The organism is Pseudomonas fluorescens (assembly GCF_019212185.1).
Taxonomy (GTDB): domain Bacteria; phylum Pseudomonadota; class Gammaproteobacteria; order Pseudomonadales; family Pseudomonadaceae; genus Aquipseudomonas.
The window spans coordinates 3,326,633-3,353,490 of record NZ_CP078138.1 but is presented as its reverse complement, the minus strand read 5'-3'; the positions used below and the strand labels follow the sequence as shown (position 1 = coordinate 3,353,490).

The 26,858-nt window shown below is 60.3% G+C and carries 20 protein-coding genes and 1 pseudogene; 14 read left to right on the top strand and 7 right to left on the bottom strand.

The window, feature by feature from the left end:
- The first annotated feature begins 3 nt into the window (after positions 1–3).
- The 8 genes from pnuC to KW062_RS15065 all read left to right on the top strand — a co-directional run bounded on the left by pnuC (position 4) and on the right by KW062_RS15065 (position 6,441).
- On the top strand, positions 4–567 hold the full coding sequence (gene pnuC, locus KW062_RS15100; protein ID WP_027620930.1) for a nicotinamide riboside transporter PnuC: 564 nt from the start codon (positions 4–6) through the stop codon (positions 565–567).
- Positions 564–1,088 (top strand): AAA family ATPase, encoded by a 525-nt coding sequence (locus tag KW062_RS15095; protein WP_027620929.1) that lies wholly within the window; start codon positions 564–566, stop codon positions 1,086–1,088. Before pnuC ends, KW062_RS15095 begins: the two co-directional genes overlap by 4 nt.
- A 369-nt stretch (positions 1,089–1,457) precedes the next feature.
- Positions 1,458–1,904: a hypothetical protein gene (locus KW062_RS15090; RefSeq protein WP_105754167.1), complete on the top strand. Its 447-nt coding sequence runs from the start codon at positions 1,458–1,460 to the stop codon at positions 1,902–1,904.
- A gap of 1 nt (position 1,905) precedes the next feature.
- Complete coding sequence (locus KW062_RS15085; protein WP_027620927.1) at positions 1,906–2,484, top strand: hypothetical protein; 579 nt, start codon at positions 1,906–1,908, stop codon at positions 2,482–2,484.
- A gap of 66 nt (positions 2,485–2,550) precedes the next feature.
- A complete protein-coding gene (locus KW062_RS15080) occupies positions 2,551–3,528 on the top strand; it encodes a hypothetical protein (protein WP_027620926.1) in 978 nt (325 codons plus the stop codon).
- A gap of 64 nt (positions 3,529–3,592) precedes the next feature.
- Positions 3,593–4,273 (top strand): C39 family peptidase, encoded by a 681-nt coding sequence (locus KW062_RS15075; RefSeq protein ID WP_105754166.1) that lies wholly within the window; start codon positions 3,593–3,595, stop codon positions 4,271–4,273.
- 46 nt (positions 4,274–4,319) lie between these two features.
- Positions 4,320–5,081: a hypothetical protein gene (locus KW062_RS15070; RefSeq protein ID WP_027620924.1), complete on the top strand. Its 762-nt coding sequence runs from the start codon at positions 4,320–4,322 to the stop codon at positions 5,079–5,081.
- A gap of 46 nt (positions 5,082–5,127) precedes the next feature.
- Complete coding sequence (locus KW062_RS15065) at positions 5,128–6,441, top strand: transporter (protein WP_027620923.1); 1,314 nt, start codon at positions 5,128–5,130, stop codon at positions 6,439–6,441.
- 65 nt (positions 6,442–6,506) lie between these two features.
- Here the strand turns inward: KW062_RS15065 and KW062_RS15060 are convergent, their stop codons facing one another.
- Complete coding sequence (locus tag KW062_RS15060) at positions 6,507–7,832, bottom strand: sigma-54 dependent transcriptional regulator (protein WP_027620922.1); 1,326 nt, start codon at positions 7,830–7,832, stop codon at positions 6,507–6,509.
- A 456-nt stretch (positions 7,833–8,288) separates the two neighbouring features.
- On the opposite strand from KW062_RS15060, the gene KW062_RS15055 reads away from it, so the two are divergent.
- The 3 genes from KW062_RS15055 to nhaB all read left to right on the top strand — a co-directional run bounded on the left by KW062_RS15055 (position 8,289) and on the right by nhaB (position 11,684).
- A complete protein-coding gene (locus KW062_RS15055) occupies positions 8,289–8,552 on the top strand; it encodes a hypothetical protein (RefSeq protein WP_105754165.1) in 264 nt (87 codons plus the stop codon).
- A 235-nt stretch (positions 8,553–8,787) separates the two neighbouring features.
- The gene (locus KW062_RS15050; protein ID WP_105754164.1) at positions 8,788–10,086 is read left to right on the top strand and encodes a hypothetical protein; all 1,299 of its coding nucleotides are present in this window, start codon (positions 8,788–8,790) and stop codon (positions 10,084–10,086) included.
- A 95-nt stretch (positions 10,087–10,181) separates the two neighbouring features.
- The gene (gene nhaB, locus KW062_RS15045; protein ID WP_027620919.1) at positions 10,182–11,684 is read left to right on the top strand and encodes a sodium/proton antiporter NhaB; all 1,503 of its coding nucleotides are present in this window, start codon (positions 10,182–10,184) and stop codon (positions 11,682–11,684) included.
- Between the two features lie 38 nt (positions 11,685–11,722).
- Here nhaB and zwf read toward each other — a convergent pair whose 3' ends face one another.
- The gene (gene zwf, locus KW062_RS15040; protein ID WP_027620918.1) at positions 11,723–13,243 is read right to left on the bottom strand and encodes a glucose-6-phosphate dehydrogenase; all 1,521 of its coding nucleotides are present in this window, start codon (positions 13,241–13,243) and stop codon (positions 11,723–11,725) included.
- Entirely contained in the window at positions 13,240–14,244 is a 1,005-nt protein-coding gene (gene gnd, locus KW062_RS15035) for a phosphogluconate dehydrogenase (NAD(+)-dependent, decarboxylating) (protein ID WP_256351128.1), read from the bottom strand. The genes zwf and gnd overlap by 4 nt, the downstream gene beginning before the upstream one ends.
- 245 nt (positions 14,245–14,489) lie before the next feature.
- On the opposite strand from gnd, the gene KW062_RS15030 reads away from it, so the two are divergent.
- Positions 14,490–14,663: a DUF6026 family protein gene (locus KW062_RS15030; RefSeq protein WP_177327292.1), complete on the top strand. Its 174-nt coding sequence runs from the start codon at positions 14,490–14,492 to the stop codon at positions 14,661–14,663.
- Between the two features lie 3,055 nt (positions 14,664–17,718).
- Here the strand turns inward: KW062_RS15030 and KW062_RS29275 are convergent.
- A pseudogene (locus tag KW062_RS29275) lies at positions 17,719–19,080 on the bottom strand (dermonecrotic toxin domain-containing protein); the annotation flags it as partial.
- Between the two features lie 738 nt (positions 19,081–19,818).
- On the opposite strand from KW062_RS29275, the gene KW062_RS15020 reads away from it, so the two are divergent.
- Positions 19,819–21,558 carry a phosphoethanolamine transferase CptA gene (locus KW062_RS15020; RefSeq protein ID WP_027620915.1) on the top strand — a complete coding sequence of 580 codons (1,740 nt, stop codon included), beginning with the start codon at positions 19,819–19,821 and terminating at the stop codon, positions 21,556–21,558.
- A 172-nt stretch (positions 21,559–21,730) separates the two neighbouring features.
- Complete coding sequence (locus KW062_RS15015) at positions 21,731–23,977, top strand: TonB-dependent siderophore receptor (RefSeq protein ID WP_105754161.1); 2,247 nt, start codon at positions 21,731–21,733, stop codon at positions 23,975–23,977.
- Between the two features lie 136 nt (positions 23,978–24,113).
- On the opposite strand, the gene KW062_RS15010 is transcribed toward KW062_RS15015, so the two are convergent.
- The 3 genes from KW062_RS15010 to speB form a co-directional block, all read right to left on the bottom strand.
- Complete coding sequence (locus tag KW062_RS15010) at positions 24,114–24,605, bottom strand: GNAT family N-acetyltransferase (protein ID WP_027620913.1); 492 nt, start codon at positions 24,603–24,605, stop codon at positions 24,114–24,116.
- Between the two features lie 100 nt (positions 24,606–24,705).
- A complete protein-coding gene (zapE, locus tag KW062_RS15005; RefSeq protein WP_105754160.1) occupies positions 24,706–25,815 on the bottom strand; it encodes a cell division protein ZapE in 1,110 nt (369 codons plus the stop codon).
- A 77-nt stretch (positions 25,816–25,892) separates the two neighbouring features.
- Complete coding sequence (speB, locus tag KW062_RS15000) at positions 25,893–26,852, bottom strand: agmatinase (RefSeq protein WP_027620911.1); 960 nt, start codon at positions 26,850–26,852, stop codon at positions 25,893–25,895.
- Between the last annotated feature and the right edge of the window lie 6 nt (positions 26,853–26,858).

The window sequence follows — 26,858 nt, the reverse complement described above, 5'->3', positions numbered from 1 at the left end:
TGCATGTCCGGGCTTGAACTGTTTGCCGCCACGCTCGGCGTGATCGCTGTCTGGTTGACGGTCAAGCAGAACCCCTGGTGCTGGCCAATCGGCCTGGTGATGGTGCTGCTCTACAGCTGGATTTTCTTCGACGTCAAACTCTACTCGGACATGTTGCTGCAGGTGGTCTACGCCGGCCTGCAGTTGTATGGCTGGTGGCAATGGACGCGCGGGGGCGCCACCCATCATGGCCGCGAGGTCACCCGCCTGGGCGCAGGCACAGTCACTCGCGACCTGGCCCTGGGCGCCATCGGCAGCCTACTGTTGGGCGCGGCCATGGCCCATTGGACCGATGCCGCGCAGCCGTGGCTGGACGCCGCCCTGACCGGCTTCAGTCTGGTCGCCCAGTGGTGGATGGCGCAAAAACGCGTGCAATGCTGGTCGCTGTGGATTGCCGTGGATGTGATCTTCGTCGGCCTGTTCGTCTACAAGGGCCTGTACCTGACGGCCGGCTTGTACGCGGTGTTCACCGCGCTGGCGGTCCAGGGCCTGCGTGAGTGGCGTGCTGACCCGGCACTGCGCACATGAAAGTACTGGTGCTCAGCGGTCCTGAATCCAGCGGCAAGAGCTGGCTGTCGGCCGAGTTGCAGCAGCAGTTCGGCGGGCTGCTGGTGGGCGAATACGTGCGCTATTTCATCGAGCAGAATCCGCGCGACACCTGCCTGGCGGACATCCCGGCCATCGCCCGCGGGCAACTGGCCTGGGAAGACAGTGCCCGCGCGCAGCAGCCAGCCCTGCTGATCCTCGATACCCATCTGCTAAGTAACATGCTCTGGAGCCAGACCTTGTTTGGCGACTGTCCGGCCTGGATCGAAGAACAACTGCTGGCCCGCCACTACGACCTGCACTTGGTGCTTTCCCCGCAAATGGTGGAGTGGACCGACGATGGCCAACGTTGCCAGCCTGAACTGAGCCAGCGCCAGGCATTCTTCGAGGCAACCTGCGAATGGCTGCGCAACCACCGACGTGCGCTGCAGATTATTGAGGGCGACTGGAGCGAAAGACGCCGTCAGGCACTGCTTGCGGTAGAGCAATTGCTCAAGTTTTAGCCCCTCAAAACAACGCTTTACCCCCACTTTCCCCCTGTTTTGGGGGTGCAAGTGTCCGTTCCTGAAACACTGCGCAAGGGTGTAACGGCCTGCGTACAAGGGGTTCATCGGCTTGACACATGCAGTGTTAAGCCACTGAAACAGTCTCGCCCCAACCCTTGATCCAGAGCATCCCGACGCTGATAGCCGGCCAATAGCGGTCAAGCTGCCCTCGCGCCTGTCTCACGGCTGAAACAGATTTAACCGGCCAATTTCCCCCACCAAATCCAACCCTCTGAATTCCAAGTAAAAATCAAAAGCGGCACAGCTCCTGCTCTCTCCCTCACAACGCTGACAGGGCCAGCGGCAAATTTGAGAAGGAGTGCAGACATGGGGACTATCGAAAAAGGCACTACCCGCCTCCTGATGCTCGGATGCGCGCTCAGCTCTGTGCTCAGCCTGCCGGTGCAGGCCGAAGGCAACGGGGTGATTGTTCTGCAACGCGATGTGCAACCTCGCGCCATCGGCCGCCAGCCGTTCGCCAAAGACCCCTACCCGACCACGGTCAATGCCAATCCATCCGAACGGATCGTCCAGGTCACCAATTCGGAACTCAACGACGGTGACTTTGCGGGCATCAGCAGCGGCGCCAGCATCATCAATCGCAACATCGTGCCCAATTCCAACAGCGGCGCCGGGATTAACGTGGTGACCAATCCCAATGGTCTGCCAGGCATGCAGTCCGGCCACGGCGGCGGTAGCGGCAGCGCGATCTCCGGCACCATCACCCGCTCCATCAACATTGGTCTTTCGCCTTTGACCAATATGGGGAAATGAGATGAATCGGACGCTTATTTTCCTCGCCCTGTTGAGCAGCACCTCGGCCATGGCTGACTCGGCTGTCAACACGGTGAACAACGCAACCCTGGATAACTCCGGCGCCAACTACAAAGGCAACCTGATGATGAACCAGGCCGCCGGCGACCAGCAGCAACAGATCAACAACCGGGCCATCGCCATCGGCTCCGAGGCGTCGGCCACCGGCAGCATCACGCAGAAAATCACCACGCCCGCCGATCGTTCGATGAACGCAACCAGTTCCATCGGTGGCAATTCTTTCAGCAACGGCAACGGCGCACTGGGCGTGAACCAGTCCGCCGGGGCCAACAACCAAATGATCAATGCCATGCGGATCAGCGTCAGCGCCGCGCCGCAGAGCATTGATGACAGCGCCCTGTCGCAACAGAACGTGGCGTTGTTACCGAGCTCAGGAGCAACTGGCACTTCGCAAGGCAGTCGCCAGGTCGTGACAAGCGACCAGGCCTTCACCGGCAGCCGAGGAGTGATTCAGGTGAACCAGAGTGCTGGGGTGGGGAACCGCATGGCTAACACCCTGAGCATCCGGGTCGCAGACTGACCCAAATCCCGCAGTGCAATTAGAAAGTACCAACACTTAACCAACTAATAAGCACGGAGAAACACCATGAAACCTACAACAGCTCTGAAACCACTGGTTTTCGCTCTGGCAGCGGTCATGGCAATTGCGGCTCAGGCCGATGGCGGCAAACGTCATCATCCACAACCTAAACCACAGGGTCCAACCCTGGATCAAATCCTCTCGATCACCGCCGGTGCAGGCGCAGCGGTCCTTGATCAACAGGACAGCAACAACAACAGCGTGCTCAACCAAGGCACCAAAAACACCGCCAAGGCCGACAACTCGCTCAACGGCTCCAGCGGTAACATGGGCGCCAACGTTGCAGCCGGTAACGGCAACCAACAAGACAACGTCGCAGCGATCGCCACCGCCGATGAAAAATTCATCTTCGGTAGTGCGGTTGCCCTGTCCAGCGCTACGCAAAACAGCATGGACAACAGTGTGACCAACCGCTCCACGCAAAACCTCGCAAGCGTCAACAACGTTGGCAATGGCAGCTCCGGCAACATCGGCGTCAACTCTGCCGCCGGCGACCTGAACCAACAGAAAAACAACCTGGCCATTGCTGTATCGGCCGGTCGCGTAGCCACCGCAGCCGCTGCAGCCAACCAGACCTCCTCTGGCCTGGATGTAGACAACAAAGCTGACCGTGTGAACAAAGTGGTTGACCTCAAAGGCAGCTTCAAAGCTACCGGCAGCTACAAAGGCACCGGCTATGGCACCATCGAAGGTGACAAAAAAGGTCATGATGACTACAAATACGGTGGTGGTAAGGACAAAGATCAGAAGTTCACCTTCAAGGAACAAGGAAGTGTTGAGCTGGCTGGCTACTGGACTCAGCAAGTGCTGACCAAAGATGGCTGGAAAAACCCAGTGGTGAACAACGCGTCGATGACCAACTCGATGAATGGCTTCTCGGGTAATGGTGGTACCAACGTCGCAGCTGGCGTGGGTAACCAACAAAGCAACTCGCTGTCCATCGCTGCAGGTTGCAAGGCTTGCCAAGGCGGCAACACCTTCTAACTGCGACGCACCTGAAAGCCCCGGAAACGGGGCTTTTCTTCTGACCTCACAAGGCGTAACGACCATGCGAGTTGCTGCCCTCTCCCTCCTGCTTTGCCTGTCTGGCCTGACTCAGGCTGCACAGATGCCCGTGGCCGCCCTCCCCGGCGGTGTCATGGTCTACAAGGAAGTGCAAAGCCTGCGTGAGCGCAAGTTTGCCGACTTGGTCGAACAGAAAACCGACTTCAGCTGCGGTGCTGCCACACTGGCTACCATCCTGCGCCAGGCTTATTGGCTGGATGTCGATGAAGAGCACATCATCAAGGGCATGCTGGTCAGTGCTGACCAGGACCTGGTTCGTACCCAGGGGTTTTCCATGCTCGACATGAAGCGCTACATCGAAAGCATCGGCATGCGTGCGCGGGGCTATCGTATTCCGCCTGAGAAACTGCAAGCGGTGACGATCCCGGTGGTGGTTCTGATGGATGTTCGCGGCTACAAGCACTTCGTGGTGTTGCAGCGGGCCGATAAAGACTGGGTGTACATCGGTGATCCGGTCCTGGGCCATAAACGCTACTCCCACGATGACTTCGTCAATGGTTGGAACGGCATTGTGTTTGCCATCATCGGTCCCGGTTACGACAAGGCCAATGCCTTGATCGATCCTCCGATGCCGCTGACTGCCAAGAACAAGCTGGATAACTTCAATCCGGTCAAAGATGCCGAGTTGATGGATTTCGGTTTTATTCAGAGCGATTTCTTCTAGGCGCTCACAAAAACAAAGGAGCAGTTGGACGCTCCAGGAGCCGAAGATGAAAACTTCACATTGGGTGGTCGCCGCATGCTTGGCTGCGAGTTTGCCGACGCTTGCCCACGCAGGATTCAAGCCCATCGAGATCAAGGACTCGGAGCTCTCCGAGTTGCGCGGTCGCTATGTCATGCCAGGACGGATCATCAGCTTTGGCGTGGTCATGAGCAGCACCTGGCGCAACGCCAGCGGTGACATGATTGGGGCGTCGACCTCAATGCAGATTCAGGCTTCCACGGTCAAACCGCAGTTTTACGTCTCGACCGTGAATGAGCCAGGTTCAGGTAACAAAGGACACTCGCAATCCCAGGGCACCGGCAACATCTATGGCGGTGCAGCGCTGAGCAGTACCCAGGGCGTTACGCAAAGCGTGCGCGCCGCCGGCGACGGCAACACCGCCTACAACAATGTCGCGATTGACGTGAAAGAAGCGTCCAGCGCCCCCGCACCACTCGCCCCGCCTCCTGGCAGCCAGGTGTTGACCGCCGGTAACACCATCAATGCCAGCAACGCCGCCGGTTCCATTGCCATTTCGGCCAACAGTGGCGGTATCCAGATGGCCATCGCGGCCAATAACAACCAAGGCAGTACCCTGCAACAGGTTGCTCAGGGTGGCTTGCTGCAAAACACTCGCCTGCTTGGCGACAGCAACATGGTGAACAACCTGACTCAGCTCAACGTGGTACTCAATAACAACGGCCCAAGCCCTGGCGCTTTGGATTGCAACCTGAGTCAACTCAAAGGCCTACGCAATATGGGATATTGAACTACGCTGACTTTCGACCATTGGGCTCAAAGGGACGGCTTGATTCATGTATCGATCGGTGTCACTTCGCACGGTTGTATGTCTGAGTACTCTACTTCCCGCGGCACTGGTGCAGGCAGCGCCCGATCCGGCAGTAGAGGCCCTAAAACAAGAACTCCTGGAGCTGAAGCAACGCTACGAAGTCCAGCAAAAGGCCCTGGCGGTATTGGAACAACGAGTCCGACAGGTAGAAGAACAACCCGCCGAACCACCACCCAAGCGTCTTGCCAAATCACCTGCCGACATGCGCGGCAATACCCAGGTTGCGGGGACTGGGGCAGCAGCGGCATCGGGGGGTGCAGCAGGGGGCGCCGGGGCTACCGGCAGTTCGTACGGCCAATCGCTATCGGATGACAGCCAGCCGGCACAAAGCGTGTCCAACCTGTATGACGAGGCCAGCGGTTTCTTCGGCGGCGGCAAATTCAGCCTCGAAACCGGCGTGACTTACGCCCGTTACGACACCCGCACGCTGATTCTCAACGGCTTCCTAGCCCTGGACTCGATTTTCCTCGGCAACATCAACCTGGATCGGATCAAGGCTGACAACTGGACCTTTGACATCACTGGCCGCTACAACCTGAACAATCGCTGGCAGTTCGACCTCAACGTGCCGGTGGTCTATCGCGAGTCGACTTACCAGTCCGGCGGCGCGTCCGGCGGCGCGGCGAACGTGACCTCCGAAGAGACCGTGACCCAGGATCCGACCATCGGCGACGTCAACTTCGGTGTCGCCTACAAGTTCCTCGACGAGTCGGTCAGTTCCCCGGATGCGGTGTTTACCCTGCGGGTCAAGGCGCCGACCGGCAAGGAGCCCTTTGGCATCAAGCTGCGCCAGGTTGACAGCAACAGCAACCTGTTCGTCCCGGATGACCTGCCCACCGGTAACGGCGTCTGGTCGATTACCCCGGGGATTTCCCTGGTCAAGACCTTCGACCCGGCCGTGCTGTTCGGCTCTCTGTCCTATACCCACAACCTGGAGGAATCGTTTGATGACATCAGTTCCACGGTCAACGTCGATACCCCCGGCAAGGTTCGTCTGGGCGACAGCTTCCAGATCGGCGCGGGTGTCGCCTTTGCCCTGAACGAAAAAATGAGTATGTCGTTCTCGGTCTCCGACCTGGTGCAACGCAAGAGCAAGCTCAAGGCCGACGGCGGCGACTGGCAATCGGTTACCTCCAGCGATGCCAACGCCGGCTACTTCAACGTTGGCATGACGGTGGCCGCCAGCGACAACCTGACCATCGTGCCCAACCTGTCGATTGGTTTGACGGACGACGCCCCGGATTTCACCTTCAGCCTGAAATTCCCGTACTACTTCTAACCCGCTTCACACAGCAAAAGGCCCGCTGCGATCCTCTCGCAGCGGGCCTTTCACTTTTCCGCGCCCTAGCGGATCTGGTGCTTGTGCAGCAATCGGTAGAACGTTGGCCGGGACACGCCGAGTACCCGGGCGGCGACACTGAGGTTGTCGCTGTGCCGGTTCAATACATCGCACAACGCCTGGCGTTCGGCGCGGGTCTTGTAGTCTTCGAGGGTGCCCATGGGCGCCGCCACGGCCTGCTGGCTGAGCAAGCCCAGGTCACGCGCCTCGATCTGCCGGCCCTCGGCCAGCACCAGGCCACGTCGCACCCGGTTGGCCAGTTCGCGGACGTTACCCGGCCAGTCATGCTTGCCCATGGCCACCAGCGCATCCTCGCTGAAGCTGCGTGGCCGGCGCCCGGTTTCCAGGCTGTAGAAGTGGGAAAAATGGCTGGCCAGCATCGCCAGGTCGCCATGGCGCTCGCGCAGGGGCGCGGTCACCACCTGCAGCACGTTGAGCCGGTAATACAGGTCTTCGCGAAAGCGTTTGACGGTAATCGCCGCCTCAAGGTCGACGTGGGTCGCGGCGAGCACCCGCACGTCCACCGGAATGGGCTGGCTGCCGCCGACCCGTTCAATGTGTTTTTCCTGGAGAAAACGCAGCAGGTTGGCCTGCAGTTCCAGCGGCAGATCGCCGATTTCATCGAGAAACAAGGTGCCACCGTTGGCCGCCTCGATACGCCCGACCTTGCGTTGATGGGCGCCGGTAAACGCGCCCTTTTCATGGCCGAACAACTCGGACTGGATCAAGTGCTCCGGGATCGCCCCGCAATTGATCGCGACAAAGGGTTTGCTGTGGCGTTGCGACTGCCGGTGCAGGGTTCTCGCCACCAGTTCCTTGCCGGTACCGCTTTCGCCGCGGATCAGCACCGGGGATTCGGTGGGCGCCAGTTTGCTCAGCAACTTGCGTAGCTCGCGAATCGGTTTGCTGTCACCCAGCAGTTCGTGCTCGGGCTGATCGACATGGATGGTGCCCTGGCCACGCAGACGCGCCATGCCGAAGGCCCGACCCAGGGTGACCTGGACCCGGGAAACATCGAAAGGCAAGGTGTGAAAATCGAAAAACCATTCGCAAACGAAGTCGCCCACTTTCTGCAGGCGCAGGACCTCCGGGCTGAGCACGGCAATCCATTCGGTGCCGCTGCGGCTGATCATGTCCTTGACCGCTTCGGGACGTTCCAGGTGAAAGGGCTGCAATCGCAAGAGCCCCACATCGCAGCTGCGGTCCCCGGCATTTTCCAGGCTGCAACTGTCGACATCCCAGCCGATGGCGCGCAATCCTGGCAGCAACTGATGGCAATCCTCGCAGGGATCGACCACCAATAGACGTCGCGTAGCAGGCGTTTCAATCATGACTGTTCCTTGGCGCCAAATTATGGAAAAGTTATTAGAAACAGTCGTTTGGCAGGCCTGGGTGTAACATTAGCAAGAACTTGACACTGGCTTGTATCGTTTAACTATAAGGCTAATGAGCTTTTAGCTATAAGAACTTTACTTAGCCTGCTATGCAACAGGCATCCCTGTGGGAGCGAGCCTGCTCGCGAAGATGTTCAACGAGTACGCGGTGCCGATGGTTCTTTTCGCGAGCAAGCTCGCTCCCACAAGAATCAACGGCAAAGGCGGCCAACCTTTCACCAGGCTTTCAAACTAGCCGCCATTCAAGTGACTTTGAAAGAAAGATGAAATTTATTCGGAATATGTGTGACCTGCCCCCTGCTTGCGTGCATCAGTACAAGTAACCCGCCGCACGGTACGCCCAACCGCCGGCACCTCGAAGATCTTGATTGGGCACTTGAGAGAGAAGACCCCATGAACGCTCCGCTCCGTATGAACGAAGCTCTTTTGATTGCCGACCGCGCATTTACTCCTTTCCAATGCGTAGCCTGGGCGCTACAGGACGGCACCGGCCCGGTGACACTGACCGTTATCGACCGTACAAGTAATCGCCTCCTCGACAAGCAATTGTCCAGCAGCAACATCGATCCGGCACAGCTTGAAAAACTGCTCAACGAAGCCCGCAGCGAACTTAAAGAAAAAGGTTATCAGTTGCAGGGCTGGTCCATGCCGCACTAAGTAAACAACAGCGGATCACTGCTCGGTGGTCCGCTGTTTTATTGCCCATCAACAATAAACGACTGTTTTTACCTTAACTTGCAACTTCGGGTTACAAAGACACTGTTCTGGCACATAACGCCGCACCGTCGGTGATTTCAGACAGTTGTGCACTATTTCATTCAGCGCTTGAATAACTCCAATGTGAAACCACCTCCTCGGTACTGGATCTGGTCGACTCGCAAGGAGAAGCGTCATGTCAGTCCATTCCATCCACGACACCATTGCATTCCGTCTCCCCTTTGATGCGTCAGGGCAACTCGACACGGCCTTTGCTTGCAATGGCAAAGCCTGGCTCGACTTTCCAGGCAGCCTCTGGAGCATGGCCAATGATGTCGTCGTCGACCAGCAAGGCCGGTTGGTGGTCGCCGCCAAGGTCGCGGGTGAGCACGGTTGCCAATATGGCCTGACCCGTCTGCAGGCGGACGGTTCGCTGGACCAGAGTTTCGCCGCCGGGGGCAGCCTGGTAGGGCAATTCGAACCGGGCTGCGAGTCGACCGCTGGCAAAATCCAGTTATTGGCCGACGGCCGCATCCTGCTGTCCGGCCTCATGTATGAAAATCCCCAATGCACCCTGCCCGCTCTCGCGCTGTTTGATCAGCACGGCAACCTGGACCGGTCCTTTTGCGATCAGGGCATCAAGGTCGTACGCCTGCCCGGCAATCTGTCCCAGGGCGTGCGGGATCCCTGGCTGCCGCCCGGTGTGCCGGGCGCCGAGGCGTGTGATGTACAGGTGCAGGCCGACGGGCGGATACTGTTGCTGGCCAACCACCAATACGAATTCTCCGACCACGTCGGCATTGTTATTCGCCTGACTGCGCAAGGTGATCTGGACCCATCGTTCAATGGCCGGGGCTTTGTGATGGTGCGCCATCTATTGCTCAACACTTGGCTGTCCAGCTTGCTGGTGCAGAAAGACGGGGCGATTGTCGTCGCCGGATCCATCGACACACCGCAACAAGGGTTGCTGGCACGCTTTGACTCGGACGGACAACTGGACGGCCGCTTCGGTGAACACGGTTTTCTCGGTTTCAGCATTGATGGACGCAGCGCCCAGGTCAGTCAGGTGATTGAGCAGGCCAATGGCAACCTGCTGTGTTTTGGCAGCAGTCGCGATCCCATGCACTGCCTGTCATTGACGGTTCGCCGCGATGGTCGTGCGGACAGCCGCAGCAATGCCGGGCTGCCGCGTCTGACCATTATCGGCCACAGCCCAAGCCAATGGACCGCCGCCACGGCGAGCGCTGATGGCCGCGTGTACAGCGTGGGAGCAACCGTTGGCGGCGTGGAGGCCGACTTCATTCTCGCCCGCCACCTGCCGGATGGCCGCCCGGACCTGGAGTTCGCTGAGGGTAACGGCTGGGTCCGCACGCGCCTGGGCCGCAGCCTGGATACCGCCACGGCGATAGCGCTGCAGGATAGCCAGCGCGTTGTGGTCGCCGGGTATTCGCTGGACGGCCACTATCGCGCGGTGCTGGTGCGCTACCGGGCGTAAATGTCTGGCGCTCATGAACAGCAATAAAACTCAAGAACTTGATCTTCCCCGAGTGTTACGGCAAGTTGCGCGCTTCTTAAACAAAGGAGTCGCCGATGTCCGGTTCAATGGCCCAGGCGTTTGCACATAATTTCCTCGGGCATTCACCGCGCTGGTACAAGGCGAGCATTCTCGCTTTTCTGATAATCAATCCGCTGCTGTTGTGGACGGCAGGGCCAGTGGCCGCTGGCTGGCTGCTGGTGGCCGAGTTTATCTACACCCTGGCGATGGCCCTCAAATGCTACCCGCTGCTGCCCGGCGGACTGTTGATGATCCAGGCCCTGCTGCTCGGCATGACCACGCCCCAGGCGCTGTACGACGAGCTGCAACACAACTTTCCGGTGATCCTGCTGCTGATGTTCATGGTGGCAGGGATTTACTTCATGAAGGACCTGCTGCTGTTCCTGTTTTCCCGGCTACTGCTGGGGGTGCGTTCCAAGGCCTTACTGGCGCTGATGTTCTGCTTTCTCTCGGCGTTTCTTTCAGCATTTCTCGATGCGTTGACCGTAACGGCGGTGATCATCAGTGCGGCCGTGGGTTTCTACTCGGTTTATCACCGGGTGGCGTCGGGCAACGATCCGCGTCAGGACAGTGAGTTCAGCGATGACCAGCACCTGCCGCAATTGCACCACGCCGACCTCGAACAGTTCCGCTCGTTCCTGCGCAGCCTGTTGATGCACGGCGCCGTGGGCACAGCCCTGGGCGGTGTCTGCACCCTGGTGGGCGAGCCACAGAACCTGCTGATCGGTCATGAGATGGGCTGGCACTTTGCCGAGTTTTTCCACAAGGTCGCGCCCGTCTCTCTGCCGGTGTTTGCCGCAGGCCTGGTGACCTGCGTGCTGTTGGAAAAACTCCGCTGGTTCGGCTACGGCACCCTGTTGCCGGACAACGTGCGCGCCGTGCTGGCCGACTATGCGGCCCAGGACAATGCCGAACGCACCGCCCGGCAACGAGCGGCGCTGCTGGTGCAAGGCATGGCGGCGCTGATCCTGATTGTCGGTCTGGCCTTGCATATCGCCGAAGTCGGGCTGATCGGCCTGATGGTCATCGTGCTGATCGCCAGTTTCACCGGGATCACTGACGAGCACCGGATCGGCAGCGCATTCAAGGACGCCATGCCCTTTACCGCACTGTTGGTGACCTTCTTCGCCGTGGTCGCGGTGATTCACGACCAGCAACTGTTCCGGCCATTGATCGAGTGGGTGCTGGCCCTGCCGGCTGAGCAGCAGCCAGGCATGTTATTTATTGCCAACGGCCTGTTGTCGGCAATCAGCGATAACGTGTTCGTCGCGACGATCTACATCACCGAGGTCAAGCAGGCGTTTGCCGCCGGGCACATGAGCCGCGAGCATTTCGAGACCCTGGCGATCGCCATCAATACCGGCACCAACCTGCCCAGCGTTGCGACTCCGAATGGCCAGGCCGCATTCCTGTTCCTGCTGACCTCGGCCATTGCCCCGCTGATTCGCCTGTCGTACGGGCGCATGGTCTGGATGGCACTGCCCTACACCTGCGTCATGGGCGTGCTGGGCTGGTACGCGGTGAGTTACTGGCTGTAAACGACAAACCCCGGCGTTCGCGCCGGGGTTTGGGTGATTCAACCCAGGCGATGCCAGGCCCGACCGTCACGGGTCAGCAGCTCGTCGGCGGCACTTGGGCCGTCTTCGCCGGCAGCGTAGGACTGCACGCTGGCGTCTTCCTGCCATGCATCGAGGAAGGGTTGCACCGCGCGCCAACCGTTTTCAATATTGTCGGCGCGCTGGAACAGGGTCTGATCGCCGGTCAGGCAGTCATAGATCAGCGTCTCGTAGCCCGTCGAGGGCTGCATCTCGAAAAAATCCTTGTAGGCAAAGCCCAGTTCGATGTTGGCCATGTCCAAAGCCTGGCCTGGGCGCTTGGCCAGCAGGTCGAACCACATGCCTTCATTGGGTTGAATCTGAATTCTCAGGTAAGTCGGTTGCAACTCGTCGACTTCGGTGTCGCGAAACTGCGCATAGGGCGCAGGTTTGAAGCAGATGGCGATTTCGGTGTCACGCACACTCATGCGCTTGCCCGTACGCAGGTAAAACGGCACTCCGACCCAGCGCCAGTTGTCGATCATCACTTTCAAGGCGACGAACGTTTCCGTGCTGCTGTCCGCAGCCACCTTGGGTTCATCGCGATAACCGTCCACCGGTTTGCCGGCAATTTCGCCGGATGTGTACTGACCTCGCACCGAATTGGCCCGGGCCTCTTCGGTCGACCACGGGCGGATCGCCCCGACCACCTTGGCCTTTTCGCCACGCACCGCATCGGCACCAAAGGCCGCGGGCGGCTCCATCGCCACCATGGCCAGCAACTGGAACAGGTGATTGGGCACCATGTCCCGCAGGGCGCCGGTGTGTTCGTAGAAGTTGCCCCGGGTTTCCACGCCAACGGTTTCGGCAGCGGTGATCTGCACGTGGTCGATGTAGTGGTTGTTCCAGAAGGCTTCGAACAGGCTGTTGGAAAACCGGCTGACCAGAATGTTCTGCACGGTTTCCTTGCCCAGGTAATGGTCGATCCGGTAGATCTGTTTCTCGGACATGACCTTGAGCAGACAGGCGTTCAAGGCCTCGGCGGTCTGCAGGTCGGAACCGAAGGGTTTCTCGATCACTACCCGGCGGAAGGCCTCGGGGCCCTCCTCCAGCAAGCCATTGGCACCGAGCCGGCGCACCACTTCACTGAAGAAGCGCGGCGCTGTCGCCAGGTAGAACACCGCGTTGCCGGTGCCGCTGGCTGCGATGCTCGCCGCCAGCGCCTGGTAAGTGCTGTCGTCGAGAAAATCGCCCTGGACATAGCTGATGCCCTTGGCCAGCTGGGCCCAGAGCGCCGGATCCAGGGAATCATGGCCGTTGCCGACCTTGTTGGCCGCCTCGGTGCGAATGAACGCTTCGAGCTTGCCGGCGAACTCACCGTCAGTGCTGGCGTTATGGTCAACGCCAATGATCCGCAAGCCGTCCCCCAGCAATCCGTCGCGACTGAGGTTGTACAGCGCCGGCATCAGCAAGCGCTTGACCAGGTCGCCATGGGCACCGAACAGAAACAGCGTGGTCGGTGGAGCGGGTTGAACCTTGGACTTCTTGCGGATCGCGGTCATTTTTTCGGGGTCTCGACGTGGCCGCCAAAGCCGAAGCGCATGGCCGACAGGATCTTGTCACCGTAAGCGCCCTGCTGGCGCGAGCGGTAACGCGAGAACAGCGAGCTGGACAATACCGGCACCGGTACGGCCTGCTCCATGGCGGCTTCGATGGTCCAGCGACCTTCACCGCTGTCGGCCACGGAGCCGGAGAAACCGTCGAGCTTCGGATCGCTGGCCAGGGCGTCGGCCGTCAGGTCGAGCAACCACGAGGAAACCACGCTGCCACGGCGCCAGACTTCGGCGATGTCGGCGACGTTCAGGTCGAAGCGCTGATCTTCCGGGAGGATTTCCGAGGATTTGGTCTTGAGAATGTCGAAGCCCTCGGCGAAGGCCTGCATCATTCCGTATTCGATCCCGTTGTGAATCATTTTCACGAAGTGCCCGGCACCGGCTGGGCCGGCATGGATGTAGCCACGCTCGGCACGGTCATCGCTGGAGACCCGATCCTTGGTCCGAGGAATATCGCCCATGCCCGGCGCCAGTGCGGCAAACAGCGGGTCCAGACGCAACACCTGCTCGGCATCACCGCCAATCATCATGCAGTAGCCACGCTCCAGGCCCCAGACGCCGCCGGAAGTACCGACGTCGATGTATACCAGGCCTTTTTCGGCGAGGGTTTTCGCCCGGCGGATGTCGTCTTTGTAGAAGGTGTTACCGCCGTCGATGATCACGTCACCGGCGTCGAGCAATTCGCTCAGGGCGTCGATGGTGTCTTCGGTCGGTGCGCCGGCGGGCAACATCACCCAGACCGCGCGCGGCTGCTCGAGGGCGGCAACCAATGCCGGCAGGTCGGCAACGCCGGTAGCGCCTTCTTTGGCCAGAGTGTCAACGAACGCGGTGTTGCGGTCATAGACCACAGTGCTATGCCCGTTGAGCATCAGGCGCCGTGCAATGTTGCCGCCCATGCGGCCCAGTCCAATGATCCCCAATTGCATGTGCTGATGCTCCTTACTGCGAATAAATGTGTGTCAAAAGGTCAATAGTACCCCGGACTCAGTCAAGCTTAGTCCAGTGCGCTGCTACATAGTTTCCGGGCATTTTGCCTGAACTCTAGGGATAACGTCCCAAACGATGACGAAGACACAAGGACAACGTAAAATAAAAAAGTTCCATTGACAGGCAAAAGAAATCAGAATCGGCGCCGAAAGTGGTCTCGAATGCGCCTTGGCGCTCGAACCACCGTGTCAAAACAGCGAGGTAATCAATGGGCACCGTCGTCAACGCACTGCCGCCACAGACCCTGTACGTCACCATTCGCCGTGACGAACTGCAGCAACTCAAGGCCGACCGTGAGCGCTTGCTCCAGGAAGTCGCGCAACTGCGCCAACAATTACGCGTTGATAGCGCACAGCCAGCACTGCTACGCCCTCTGGATTGACCCTCGGATGCGCCTGCCGTTGCAGCAGGCGCATCGCCCATCGTCACGCCGCAGGCAGCAGATCGAAAAAGTGCTGCCTGGCGAACGCCATCCGCATACCGCCCGGATACACCACATCGGCATAGAGTTCAGGATGCTGCACCTGATCGCGCACGGTGACAAAGCGTAGACGCGCCAGTTTCAAGTGGCCCTCGGTCAACCGCTGAACCGAACGAGCGGAGCCATGGAAGTGGGCATACCACAACACCTGGCGGCGACCGCGACTGCTGCTGTCGATGATCTCGTACTCCAGCAAAAAGTCCGCTTGGGCGGGCGTGGACTTGTCGGTCCAGGTCGGATTCTCGATCCGCACCACCCCCTCACGCAGCAGGTATTCGAAGCTTCCGGCGGTCGGCGGCAGTTGTTTGGTCAATTCGATGCGCAGCCTGCGACCCTCTTTGGCCAACTGTTCACCGGCGTTTTTCAGTTCCTGAAAGACCTTGACTGCGCTGGCCCACTCCTCACCCTTCTTGTTTTGCATGGCCTGTCGGACCTGAGTTGCCAACTCGTTGAACTTGTTCGTCTGCGATAAAAAGCGATCTTCCAGGCTGGCGGGCTCGCGGTAGCGAAAGGCGTCCTTTCTGTAGTTGGCAATCAACAGGTCCAGCCCGCTGAGCATTGCATTACCCCTGTCCATCAGTGTTTTCAGGGCCTGAGTGGGCCTGACGGGCAGCGGCGGCTCGACCGGCGCATTTGGGCGCTGGCGGTAAATGTCCTGTTCCTTGTCCTTGTAGAAAATGATCTGTTGCTCGGTGGCCTGGTCATGCACCACCACCGTTTCGTCCGGCTCACTGTCACTGGACTCGCGCACATCGCCGACGCGAAAGCCTTCTGCCGTCTTGATCAGTCGCTCATTGGGCCGCCGGGTGCGCTTGCGGCTTTTTTTCAGCGCAGGTGTGACCGCCGGTTCCTGCTCTGGCTGTTCCGGCGCCTGCTCGACGTCTTCATTGATCGACTCACCCAGTTCGGCTTCGGCAATGGCACGCATCCGTGCCAGGGCCTCGAGGAACTTCTCCAGGAACAACTGCGCGACGTAGCTGGGTCGATCACCGACCTTGCGCAGGTTGGCCGCCAGTAACTGCGCATCGTTATAGACGCTGATCGCTTCCTGGAGAAACTCCACCCGCTGCCGTGGATCAAAACCCTGGGTCGCGCGCACCCGCAGCACGCCATCGGTGACCGCTCCCAGCCGGGCCTTGGCCAGGCCCTCCAGCCCGGCCAGTTCTGCCAGGCTCGGTTCCAGCGCCGCATCACCGGCCAGAGCACCGCGCAGGCACATCAGCTCATGCAGGATCAGCCAGTCGGTATTCTTGTCTCGCTTGTCGACCAGCGCTTTGAGTCGTTGGGTTTCCGGCGAAAGGTAGCCGGTTCTTTGCAGATAGCCTTTGCGCAGACTGCGATCCAGCGCTTCCAGCTCGGTCATGGACTGCTCCAGCGCGGCACTGATGCGGATGCGCTCCGGGAAACCGTTGAGCACGCGCTTGCGGGTTTCCAGCAATACGCTGTAGGGCACGTCGGTCTGCACGGTGCGTTGTTCGAATGCCAGCGGAAACACGCTGCGCACCGACAGGCCCAACTCCCACCACACGGACGTGACCCTGATCAGGTTTTCATCGACCGCGCCGTAGCAGCTCACCAGGTCGAGCAGGTTGGCGAAAATGGCCTCGCGCTGGTAATCCGGATCTTTTGCCAGCAACGCAGCGACCTCCTCGCCCAACTTGATTCGGTCCAGATAGCCGTTAATAAACACCCTGGCCTTTTTCTTGTAGTCGATATCGGCACCGTGCAGCTTTTTGCGCAAGGTCGCACGCTCGTCCTTCAATCGATTCTGCCGGTCGTCGCTGGCCGTCTCGATTTGCTGGTTAATCCGCGCGATTTCATCGGCCAGAGCCTGAGCATTGCGCCGAGCCGCCTGACCTATCTCCTCTGCCTGGGCAATGCTGGCATCCAGTTCGCCGATACGCTCATTCAACTTTCTGACTTTCAGCGCCGTCTCGGCACGCCGCGCGCGCAACGCCGAATCGGCGAAGACGTCCGACAGATAGCGACTCATACCCGGCCCGCCACCGCGCACACGCATTTGCGGGGCGATATCCCAGAAGCCCTGCCCATGGGGGCTAAGCTCCAGTCCGTTAATTCGCCGACCCAAATGATCAAGAACCAGCAAATTGCCGTTTTCCGCCGGCTCGACATTGGCCCAGCCATAGCCCCTGAGTCGAGCCGGCACCTGGACATACCAGCGCCCGCTCACCACCGCCACGTCTGGCGGCGCCGGCGTGTCGATGACCGCCCCGCGACCGGCCTGGGCGGTGTTCAGGAAACGTTCGAGTAACTGTCGCGAGTCGGCGCTGACCGGGGTCGAGAAATCCAGCGCACTGTCGCTGATGGCACTGGCCGCGCCAGGCCCGATCGGATGTTTGAGGGTGGCGCTGACCTGCACCGCCCCGCGGCGCGGCAGCGTCGAGTGATGATCGAAGGGTTTGACCGGCGCACTGATCACCGACGACAGGCGCTGGACCAGCAAGCTCACTGCCAGATTGATCAGCAGGTTGAAGGTAAATGCTTTCAACGGTTCTGCATCGTCCTGGGTCAGCGGCTCAAGGGCTTGCAGCGTCGAGAGTTCCATGGTCAATAGCCAGCCCACCGTCGCCGCCGGACCGCTGAGAAAAGGCAGCACCGCGTTGAGCAGGCCATTGAATACGGCCTCGCCCAGTTGCTGCAGGGTGTTCCAGCGCTGCTCGGCGTTAGACACGGTTTGCTCGTCCGCCAGTTGAGCCAGGACGTTGGCGTTGGCGACATACAACTGCGCCACGACATCCCCCTCAAGGGTGGACAAGGCCAATCTGGCGGGATGTGAGGGCAGCAGGTCGGCGCCAAACAGCACACCCACCGGATGGGGCTCAAGGAAGCCGCCGTTACCGTAGATTCTCTGCGCCTCGGGGCTCATCCAGGCGAGGACGGTCTTCTGCAGTGATGGCGCTTGCGGGTTGTCCGGCCGCGGCCTGTCGCTGACGATTTCTGCCAGCAAGGCGTCCAGGGAGGCAAATTCGATCAGCGCCTCGGGGTACAGCGGTCGGTAGAGAATGTGCGGCCCGGCTTGCGCGTCCTCAGGGCCGAAGATGAACATGTTGCTCACGCTGTGGCTGTCGTTCGATACATCGGCCTTGAAGGCCAGGGTTTTGGTCACCATCACCTGGCCACTGACGCGCCGGGCCTGGGGATCCGCCTGCAGCGCGGCGGCCAGGCAGCGATAGCCGGCTTCGCTGCAACCCGAGCGGCCGCGGATGCTGTTTTCCAAGGCCAACATCGGTAACTGAATGCGCAATTGTTCGCTGAACAACCTTTCCCGGGATGCCCGTTCCAGCGGCTCATCCAGCAGCAGGCGCTTGACCAGCGCCGGATAGGCTTTGCCGATGTCGGCGGCCGTTATCAGCGCCCTGACCCTGTCCAGGGTCATCCAGGCCGGGGCCGGCGAGCCGTCCTTGCACTTGAATTCGGACGCCAGGAATGGAATCCCCGCCAGATTATTCAGGGCGCGTCGGGTCAGGCTCAGGGTCTCGCCGGTGAAGCGCCCGGTCGCCGGCCCGACGATCACCAGCAATCCATCCTCGTTGCGGTATTGGGTGATTTCGATCAGGTCCGGGTCGACCCCTTCACCAAAACGGGTCATCGCACTGCGCAAGGCCTGCCGGGCGAATTGTTCTGCACTCGGAATATCGTGGCTGTAGGCCTGGCCTTTGGTGGCCTGCTGCAACGCGCCGAGCCTGAATAAATAGCGGCTGTAGGCCTGCGCCTGACGGGGCGAGGCCTGAATCAGCCAGTCGGGAAGCTGGTTGCTGACTTCCTGGTAGAGGACTTGCTCATAAGCGCCAGGGTTGTTTTTCAGCAGGTGGGGGGCCAGGTCGGTGAGGCGCGCCAACCGATCTTCAAGGACGCTCAAGTCCTGGCCTGCAACGGCGCCGAAGAAGTTCAAGCCCTCCAACTGGTTATTCAGCAACGCCTGGGCCTGAGTCACAAAAGCATCGCCAATCGACTCATAGGGCTGCAATTGGAGGGTATCGATCGCCCGCCTGCGCCCCCATTTGTCGCCCTCGGCATCGGCAAATGCCTGCAGGCTGCCATAGCTTTCTATGTTCCCGGCGGTGTTCAGGCTCAGCACCAGTTCGCGCTGAGCCAACTTGCGCACGAGCAACAGGTCAACCGCCAAGTGGGCGTTTTCGGCAGTGCCGGCGCGAGCGTGGTAATCGATCAGATAAACCCGGGTGCAATCGGCGCCGAACAGTTGGGCCCGATCCTCCTTGACCGGGCAACGCAGGACCTGCAGCACGCTATCGGCCTGGGCTTCGTCAAGGAACGCGGCACTGCCCGCCGGCCCCATGCTCACCAGCGCAGCGCTCCTGAGCACGTCGCTGAGCCATTGCCAGCGTTGCGTGCCATCAAGCGCCGGTTCATTCCAATAATCCGTCAGAGCCTCCTGCATGGCGGCAACCAGCACCCTGGGCAGACGACGCAAGAGGTCTTCGACTTCACGCATGTCCAGCGCAAGACGGCGGTCGCGCCCATCGGTCAGGTAATGCTCATTGCTGAAGAGCAATTGCGCGCGGCCGGTGATGGCATGAGTCATGACTTCCAGCAACGGTGTCGTGGTATGGCCGTCGATTTTCCCGGTCTCCGGGCCGGAGCCCTGCACCCAGTTGGGCGAATTGAGGGAGGTGCTCAACACATCGATAGTCTGCCCCGGGAAACGGTTATTGAGTGCACGGGTGAATTGCTTCAGGGCCGCCGTCACCACGATGGGCCGGCCCTTGAATTCTGCCTGGACCGCTTGGGCCAGAGTGTCGGAGTAGTGTTCGAAAGGTAGCTCGGTGTCTGTCATTGCAACGTCCTGTTGTCGTCAGTTCGCATGCAGGCGCCCTCGCCTGCAGCCCCCCATGTAATGCCATTGGCGGGCCCCGGGTGCGGTAACCCGGTACCTTCGGTGGCGTACTTCACGAACTTTTCACATGCCGTTACAGATACTGTAAGGCACTGTTGACGCTCGTTTTTCGAGCGTTTTTTTTGATCAGCGCCCTGACTCGTCCGGTGCTGGAAGTCATGAATCATGCTGGAGCGCTGGATGGCGACGTTAGAACGCAGCAGTACGCCTGCAAAAGGCTTTGATTGGGCTGGCCTGGGCTGGCTGTTCCTGTTTTTCTGGTATTTTTCCGGAATCACCCAACTGCTGATCCTGCTGACCGGCACCGCGGGCTTCAGCGGTTTCCGCCAGGCTTTCGTGATGAGCGCCATCTGGCTGGCCCCGATGCTGCTGTTTCCGGCACGTACGCGGGTGCTGGCGGCGGTGATTGGCGTCGTCCTCTGGGCCTGCTCGATGGCCAGCCTGGGCTACTTCTTCATCTACCAGCAAGAGTTCTCGCAAAGCGTCATCTTCATCATGTTCGAGTCGAACATCTCGGAAGCTGGCGAGTACATGACGCAGTACTTTGCCTGGTGGATGGTCGCCGCGTTCCTCGCCCATACCCTGGTGGCGCTGTTCCTCTGGAGCCGCCTGCGCCCGGTGTACCTGTCCCGTGGCAAGGCGCTGCTGGCAGCCACGGCGATTGTGGTGGCGGTGGTTGGTTACCCGCTGGTCAAGCAGACGGCGCGCACCGGCAGCCTGGCCGCCGGCTACGAGAAATTCGAAACCCGTATCGAACCGGCCGTGCCTTGGCAGATGCTGGTGGCCTACCGTCGCTATGGTGAGACCCTCGCCAGCATGCAAGGCATGCTCGACAACGCCAGCCAGGTCCCGCCGCTGCACAATTTCAAGGACGCCATGGCCAACCAGCCGGCGACCCTGGTGCTGGTGATCGGCGAATCGACCAACCGTCAGCGCATGAGCCTGTACGGTTATCCGCGCGAGACCACGCCTGAACTGGACAAGCTCAAGGATCAACTGGCGGTATTCGATAACGTCATCACCCCGCGTCCTTACACCATCGAAGCGTTGCAACAGGTCCTGACCTTTGCCGATGAAGAGAACCCGGACCTTTACCTCAAGACCCCGTCGCTGGTCAGCATGATGAAACAGGCCGGCTACAAGACCTACTGGATCACCAACCAGCAGACCATGACCAAGCGCAACACCATGCTCACGACCTTCTCCGAACAGGCCGATGAACAGGTGTACCTGAACAACAACCGCAACCAGAACGCCCGTCAATACGATGGCGATGTGCTGGAACCCTTTGCAAAGGCCCTGTCCGACAGCGCGCCACGCAAGTTCATTGTGGTGCACCTGCTGGGCACGCACATGAGCTACCAGTACCGCTACCCGCCGACCTTCGACACCTTCCAGGATCGCCAGGGTGTACCGCCCGGGGTCAGCGATGACCAGTTGCCGACCTACAACAGCTACGACAACGCGGTGCGCTACAACGACTTCGTGGTCTCCAGCCTGATCAAGGACTACGCCAAGACCGATCCGAACGGCTTCCTGCTGTACCTCTCCGACCACGGCGAAGACGTGTTCGACTCGGCCGGCCATAACACCCTGGGCCGTAACGAAGCCAAGCCGACCGCGCCGATGTACACCATTCCGTTCATGGCCTGGGCCTCGCCGAAATGGCGTGCGAACCACGACTGGAACTTCGCCGGTGACTTGCAGCGGCCCTACAGCAGTTCGCACCTGATCCACACCTGGGCCGACCTCGCCGGGTTGAGCTTCGACGAACTCGACCGCAGCAAGAGCCTGGTCAGCGACAGCTTCAAGCCACGCCCGCTGCTGATCGGCAATCCCTACGAGGTCGAACAGAAAGCCCTGATCGACTTCAGCCTGATGAAGCCGAAGGCGCCTGCAGCGGCCGTCGTCAAGCAATAGATGCGTACCTCGGGGGTGGGTAACAGCCCCCTTTTCTTGCGTTGGGCTTGCAGCCCTGCCAGCCCAATGCAAAGAATATTAATAATTATTCGCAATAAGCCTAAATTCTCTGATCGCCCTTCGTCTTTGAGCAAACGGAATTTTTCCACCCGAAGACAAGGAGTCGGCTGCGATGTTCGCGCCCATTACCCGTTCCATGACCCTGACCCTGGGCCTGTGCAGTGTTGCCCTGTGCCCTCCCGCCCATGCGGACAGCGAGACTGATAAACAGCAGGAGCCTGCCGCCAAGGCACTCGAGTTGGACACCACCAACGTCAATGCTGCCGCCCTTGGCAGCACCACCGAAAATACCGATTCCTACACCACCGGAGCGATGAGCACCGCGACTCGGTTGAATCTTTCGATCAAGGAAACGCCGCAGTCGGTTTCCGTGGTCACCCGCCAGCAGATGGACGACTTCAAGCTGTCGACGCTGTCAGAAGCCATGAGTCAGACCACCGGCATCGTCGTCCAGCACAACGATTCCGACCGAGTCAGCTATTCGTCTCGCGGCTACTCGATCAACAATTTCCAGATCGATGGCATGCTCAATACCTTCGGGCGCATGAAGTCCGATTCCGACACCATCATTTACGACCGCATCGAAGTGGTACGCGGCGCGACCGGTCTGACTACCGGCGCCGGCGATCCGTCCGCGACCATCAACATGGTGCGCAAGCGCCCGACCCATGAATGGGCAGCCAAAACCGGTGTCAGCGGCGGCAGCTACGACGATTACTACAGCTACGTCGACGTCGGCGGACCGCTGGCCTTCGATGGTCGCCTGCGGGGTCGCAGTGTACTGGCCTACCGCGACAGCAAATCTTTCCGCGATCACTATCAACTGCAGCGTGAGGTCGGCTACGGCATCCTCGAAGCCGATCTGACCGACGACACCGTGCTGGCGGTGGGTTACGACTATCAGGACAAACAGGTCCAGGGCACCTCCTGGGGCACCGTGCCGTACTGGAATTCCAATGGCGACAAGGCCAATCTGCCACGCTCGACCAACATGGCGACCAGTTGGAGTTCCTGGCCGCTGAAGGACAAGACCGCCTTTGCCAACCTCGATCAGAACCTGGGCAACGGCTGGCACATGAAAGCCGCCTACACCCATCGCGAAAGCGACACCGACGGCAAGGTCTACTACGGCGGTGGCGGCTACCCCAACGACGACCGCAGCGGCATGGTGGCGTATCGCAGCCATATGAAGGGCGAGCAAAAGATGGAGGTTTATGACTTCAACTTTGCCGGGCCTTATCAATTGCTCGGTCGCGAGCACGAGTTGATGGTGGGCTACGGCGAAGCCGAACGTAGCGCCTCCAGCCCGTATCTGGTGGAGGCGCCGACGCCGCCGGGCTACGACAATATTCCCGACTGGAAATACATGGGCAACATTGCCAAGTTCCGCGACACCGATACCGGCATCGAGGGCTCCAACGACAGCACCCGGCAGAAAGCCGGTTACCTGGCCACCCGCCTGAGCCTCACCGATCAATGGCACGCGGTATTGGGCAGTCGTTATGGCAGCTGGAAAACCAGCAGCAACTACTACTCGTTCAATGATCAGAATGAACGCACCGGTAACGACCACAGCAGCCAGGTGGAAAACGACGTCTTCACCCCATACGCCGGCCTGTTGTACGACATCACCCCGGAGTACACCGCCTACGTCAGCTACACCGACATCTTCAAGCCGCAGACCGAACGCGATTCCAGCCGCAAATACCTGGAGCCGATCGTCGGTCAGAACTATGAAGTGGGGCTCAAGGGCAGTTTGCTGGACGAGCGCCTGAACATCGCCACCGCAGTGTTCTGGAGCAAGCAGGATAACGTCGCCGAACTCGACGACTCGGTGCCACCGGATCCGCTGACCGGCGAAGAGTTCTTCAAATCCGGCGGCAAGGGCAACAAAGTCAATGGTTTTGAGGCCGAGGTGTCCGGCGAAGTGTCGTCAGGCTGGAACATGACTGCCGGCTACACCTACACCCACTCGGTGAATGGTGAAGACAAACGCAATAACACCGCGCAACCGCTGAACATGCTGCGGGTGTCCACGGCCTATCGCTTGCCGGGGGAATGGAGTGCGTTGACGGTAGGCGGCGCGGTGAACTGGCAGAGCGACATTTACGGCACAGCCAGCCGTCCGGTGGGGCGTAACGCCAATGGAAGAATTGTCACCGAGCGCAGCCGGATCAATCAGGGCAGCTACTCGGTGGTGAAACTGATGTCGCGCTATGAGATCGACAAAAACCTCAGCGCCTCGTTGAACGTCGATAACCTGTTTGATGAGCGGTATTACGACAACGTTGGTTTCTACAACGGCGTGTTCTGGGGCGATCCGCGGACGGTGACGTTGAGCCTGGATTACCGGATGTAACGTAGATAACTGTAGGAGCGAGCCTGCTCGCGATGGCGGTCTATCTGCAACATTTGCAGCGACTGGCACACCGCAATCGCGAGCAGGCTCGCTCCCACAGAGTTATCACCGCATCATCATGTCATCGGGCCAGACCTCAAAGCCCCTTGGTCCAGAACATCATCCGCCCATGGGCCGGGTCGAACATCCCGGCGCTAAAACCGAACTTGGCGTAGGCCGCCTGCGCCACGTCGTTGCCTTCCAGCACTTCCAGGGTGATCTTGCAGCAACCACGCTGACGGGCGATCTCCTCGACCTTGTGCAACATCTTCTGGCTCAGGCCCAAACCACGAAACTTGTCGACCACCGCGACGTCATGCACGTTGACCAGCGGTCGGCAGGCAAATGTCGAAAAACCTTCGAAACAGTTGACCAGCCCCGCCGGCTCGCCATTGACGAAAGCCAGCACGCTGAACGCGTGAGGGCGTTTGGCCAGTTCGCCTGGCAGTTGCTGCAAGACGTCGGCTGTCAGGGGGTGACCACCGCCCATCGGGTCTTGCGCGTAGTGGTCCAGCACCAGGCAGATCGCTTCGGCGTGGATCGGGTTGCTGTAGCTGGCCTGGAGTATCAGGATGTCTGCGGAGTCCATTGCGTTCCCTCGATCAATAAGTGTGCATCCCTGCGGGTTTCGCCCGGGGCCACCGACATTAACGTGCGCCACGCCTGCCCACAACCCCGCCCCCATTGCTTCAGACGTCGGCGAAGCGCTGCAATTGCATTTCCTTCAAGCGGCTCAGGGTGCGGCGGAACGCAAACTCCAGATAGCCCTGGGTATACAGTTCGTCCATTGGCACTTGTGCTTCGAGATAGAGCGGGACTTTGCGGTCGTAGCACTCATCGACCAAGGCAATGAAACGCCGCACGCTGTCATCGTGAACAGACAGCTGAGGCAACTCCCGATCGCCGGCCTCGACCTGCGCACTGGCATCTTCGGTGCCCCGGGCGATGCGCCCCGGACGTTGGCTGGCACTGAGGCACGGCACTTCGCTGAGCAGGATGGCGCGCAAGCGGTCACACAAGGCCATGAAGTCCATCGCCGCAAAGGGTTGCTCGCACAAATCGGCGTATCGACACCAGAGCACATGCTCGCTGGCGTGGATGACCTGCACGGTTCGATAGCCGATTGCCAGCGGCTCGCTGGACACCGGCTGGCCCTCGGTCAATTCGGCGAACGCCTGGGCGATGGCTTCGGGCTGGTTGACCCAGTACCGCTGCACATTGACCCCGGGGTGCAAGCGATGATCCTCGCCACCGTCCACCGCCACCACCTGCATATGCGCTTCGATCGCAGCAATCGCCGGGAGGAAGCGTTCGCGGTTGAAGCCGTCGCCGTAGAGCTGCTGCGGCGGTTGATTGGAGGTGCAAACCATCACCACGCCTTCATCGAACATCACCTGGAACAGCCGGCCGAGAATCAGCGCATCGCCAATGTCATTGACGAATAGTTCGTCGAAACACAGCACTCGCACCTCGGCGCTCAGCTCCCGGGCCAGCGCACGCAGGGGGTCGGCGGTGCCGGTCAATTGAAAGGAGCGCTGGTGCACCCAGCCCATGAAGTGATGAAAGTGCTGGCGTCGCGCCGGTATTTGCAGGGTCTGGTAGAACTGATCCATCAACCACGTCTTGCCCCGCCCCACCGGCCCCCACAGATAAACGCCGGGGATCGGCGATTGGCCTTGATGAAGCGCCTGATGGCACTGCTGCAAGGCCAGCACCGCACGCTCTTGCGCGGCGTCAGTGACGAAACCCTGTTGGTTAATGGCGTGTTGGTAGGCGCTGAGGGGCGAGTCGAAGGTCATGCTGGCCCTTGGGTGATTGGCTCAAAATAGCCAATATTACACCCAACCCTGAGCAGCGCGGACTGCTGCTACAGGGATTACCGATCCACCTTATGCCTTGCCGCATACAGGCACAGCATCTCCATGGCCAGGGTCGCCGCTGCCAATGAGGTGATGTCGGCATGATCATAGGCCGGCGCTACCTCCACCACATCCATCCCCACCAGATTGATCCCGCGCAATCCGCCGAGGATTTCCAGGGCCTGGGCGGTGCTCAGGCCGCCGCACACCGGGGTGCCGGTGCCGGGGGCGAAGGCCGGGTCGAGGCAGTCGATGTCGAAGGTCAGGTACACCGGGTTATCGCCGACCCGCGCGCGGATCGCCTCGACGATCGCCGTGCAGCCGCGCTGGTGCACTTGCCGCGCATCCAGCACGGCGAAGCCCTGGTGATCGTCGTTGGTGGTGCGCAAGCCGATCTGCACCGAGCGAGACGGGTCGACCAGGCCTTCCCTGGCGGCGTGCCAGAACATGGTGCCGTGGTCGATGCGGCCACCCTCTTCGTCCGCCCAGGTATCGCTGTGGGCGTCGAAATGGATCAGCGACAGCGCGCCGTGTTTGCGCGCATGGGCCTTGAGCAACGGATAGCTGATGAAGTGATCACCGCCCATGGTCAGCATCGCGCAACCGGCGTCGAGGATTTTATCGGCGTGGGCCTCAATGTAGGCCGGAGTGTCCTGGGGCGAACCATAGTCGAAGTTGCAGTCGCCATAATCGATCACCGCCAAGTGATCGAACGGGTCAAAGGTCCACGGCCAATGCCGTTCCCAGGCCATCACCGACGAAGCGGCACGAATTCCCCGTGGCCCGAAACGAGCGCCGGGACGGTTGCTGGTGGCGGTGTCGAATGGCACGCCACTGACCACCACATCCACCCCGCGCAGATCGCGACTGTAACGTCGGCGCATGAAACTGGTGATGCCGGCGTAGGTGCTTTCGGCGGCGGTGCCGTACAGGCTGTCGCGGGTTATGGCCTGGTCGTTGTGTTCGGAAATGTCCATCAGGCA

What these genes read in the sequence shown, in the direction of transcription:
- KW062_RS15010 (WP_027620913.1), bottom strand. Translation starts at nt 24,605, where the DNA reads ATGGACTCCGCAGACATCCTGATACTCCAGGCCAGCTACAGCAACCCG.
- KW062_RS15065 (WP_027620923.1), top strand. Translation starts at nt 5,128, where the DNA reads ATGTATCGATCGGTGTCACTTCGCACGGTTGTATGTCTGAGTACTCTA.
- pnuC (WP_027620930.1), top strand. Translation starts at nt 4, where the DNA reads ATGTCCGGGCTTGAACTGTTTGCCGCCACGCTCGGCGTGATCGCTGTC.
- KW062_RS15050 (WP_105754164.1), top strand. Translation starts at nt 8,788, where the DNA reads ATGTCAGTCCATTCCATCCACGACACCATTGCATTCCGTCTCCCCTTT.
- KW062_RS15075 (WP_105754166.1), top strand. Translation starts at nt 3,593, where the DNA reads ATGCGAGTTGCTGCCCTCTCCCTCCTGCTTTGCCTGTCTGGCCTGACT.
- nhaB (WP_027620919.1), top strand. Translation starts at nt 10,182, where the DNA reads ATGTCCGGTTCAATGGCCCAGGCGTTTGCACATAATTTCCTCGGGCAT.
- zwf (WP_027620918.1), bottom strand. Translation starts at nt 13,243, where the DNA reads ATGACCGCGATCCGCAAGAAGTCCAAGGTTCAACCCGCTCCACCGACC.
- KW062_RS15020 (WP_027620915.1), top strand. Translation starts at nt 19,819, where the DNA reads ATGGCGACGTTAGAACGCAGCAGTACGCCTGCAAAAGGCTTTGATTGG.
- KW062_RS15055 (WP_105754165.1), top strand. Translation starts at nt 8,289, where the DNA reads ATGAACGCTCCGCTCCGTATGAACGAAGCTCTTTTGATTGCCGACCGC.
- KW062_RS15080 (WP_027620926.1), top strand. Translation starts at nt 2,551, where the DNA reads ATGAAACCTACAACAGCTCTGAAACCACTGGTTTTCGCTCTGGCAGCG.
- KW062_RS15095 (WP_027620929.1), top strand. Translation starts at nt 564, where the DNA reads ATGAAAGTACTGGTGCTCAGCGGTCCTGAATCCAGCGGCAAGAGCTGG.
- zapE (WP_105754160.1), bottom strand. Translation starts at nt 25,815, where the DNA reads ATGACCTTCGACTCGCCCCTCAGCGCCTACCAACACGCCATTAACCAA.
- KW062_RS15030 (WP_177327292.1), top strand. Translation starts at nt 14,490, where the DNA reads ATGGGCACCGTCGTCAACGCACTGCCGCCACAGACCCTGTACGTCACC.
- KW062_RS15085 (WP_027620927.1), top strand. Translation starts at nt 1,906, where the DNA reads ATGAATCGGACGCTTATTTTCCTCGCCCTGTTGAGCAGCACCTCGGCC.
- KW062_RS15070 (WP_027620924.1), top strand. Translation starts at nt 4,320, where the DNA reads ATGAAAACTTCACATTGGGTGGTCGCCGCATGCTTGGCTGCGAGTTTG.
- speB (WP_027620911.1), bottom strand. Translation starts at nt 26,852, where the DNA reads ATGGACATTTCCGAACACAACGACCAGGCCATAACCCGCGACAGCCTG.
- KW062_RS15090 (WP_105754167.1), top strand. Translation starts at nt 1,458, where the DNA reads ATGGGGACTATCGAAAAAGGCACTACCCGCCTCCTGATGCTCGGATGC.
- KW062_RS15060 (WP_027620922.1), bottom strand. Translation starts at nt 7,832, where the DNA reads ATGATTGAAACGCCTGCTACGCGACGTCTATTGGTGGTCGATCCCTGC.
- KW062_RS15015 (WP_105754161.1), top strand. Translation starts at nt 21,731, where the DNA reads ATGTTCGCGCCCATTACCCGTTCCATGACCCTGACCCTGGGCCTGTGC.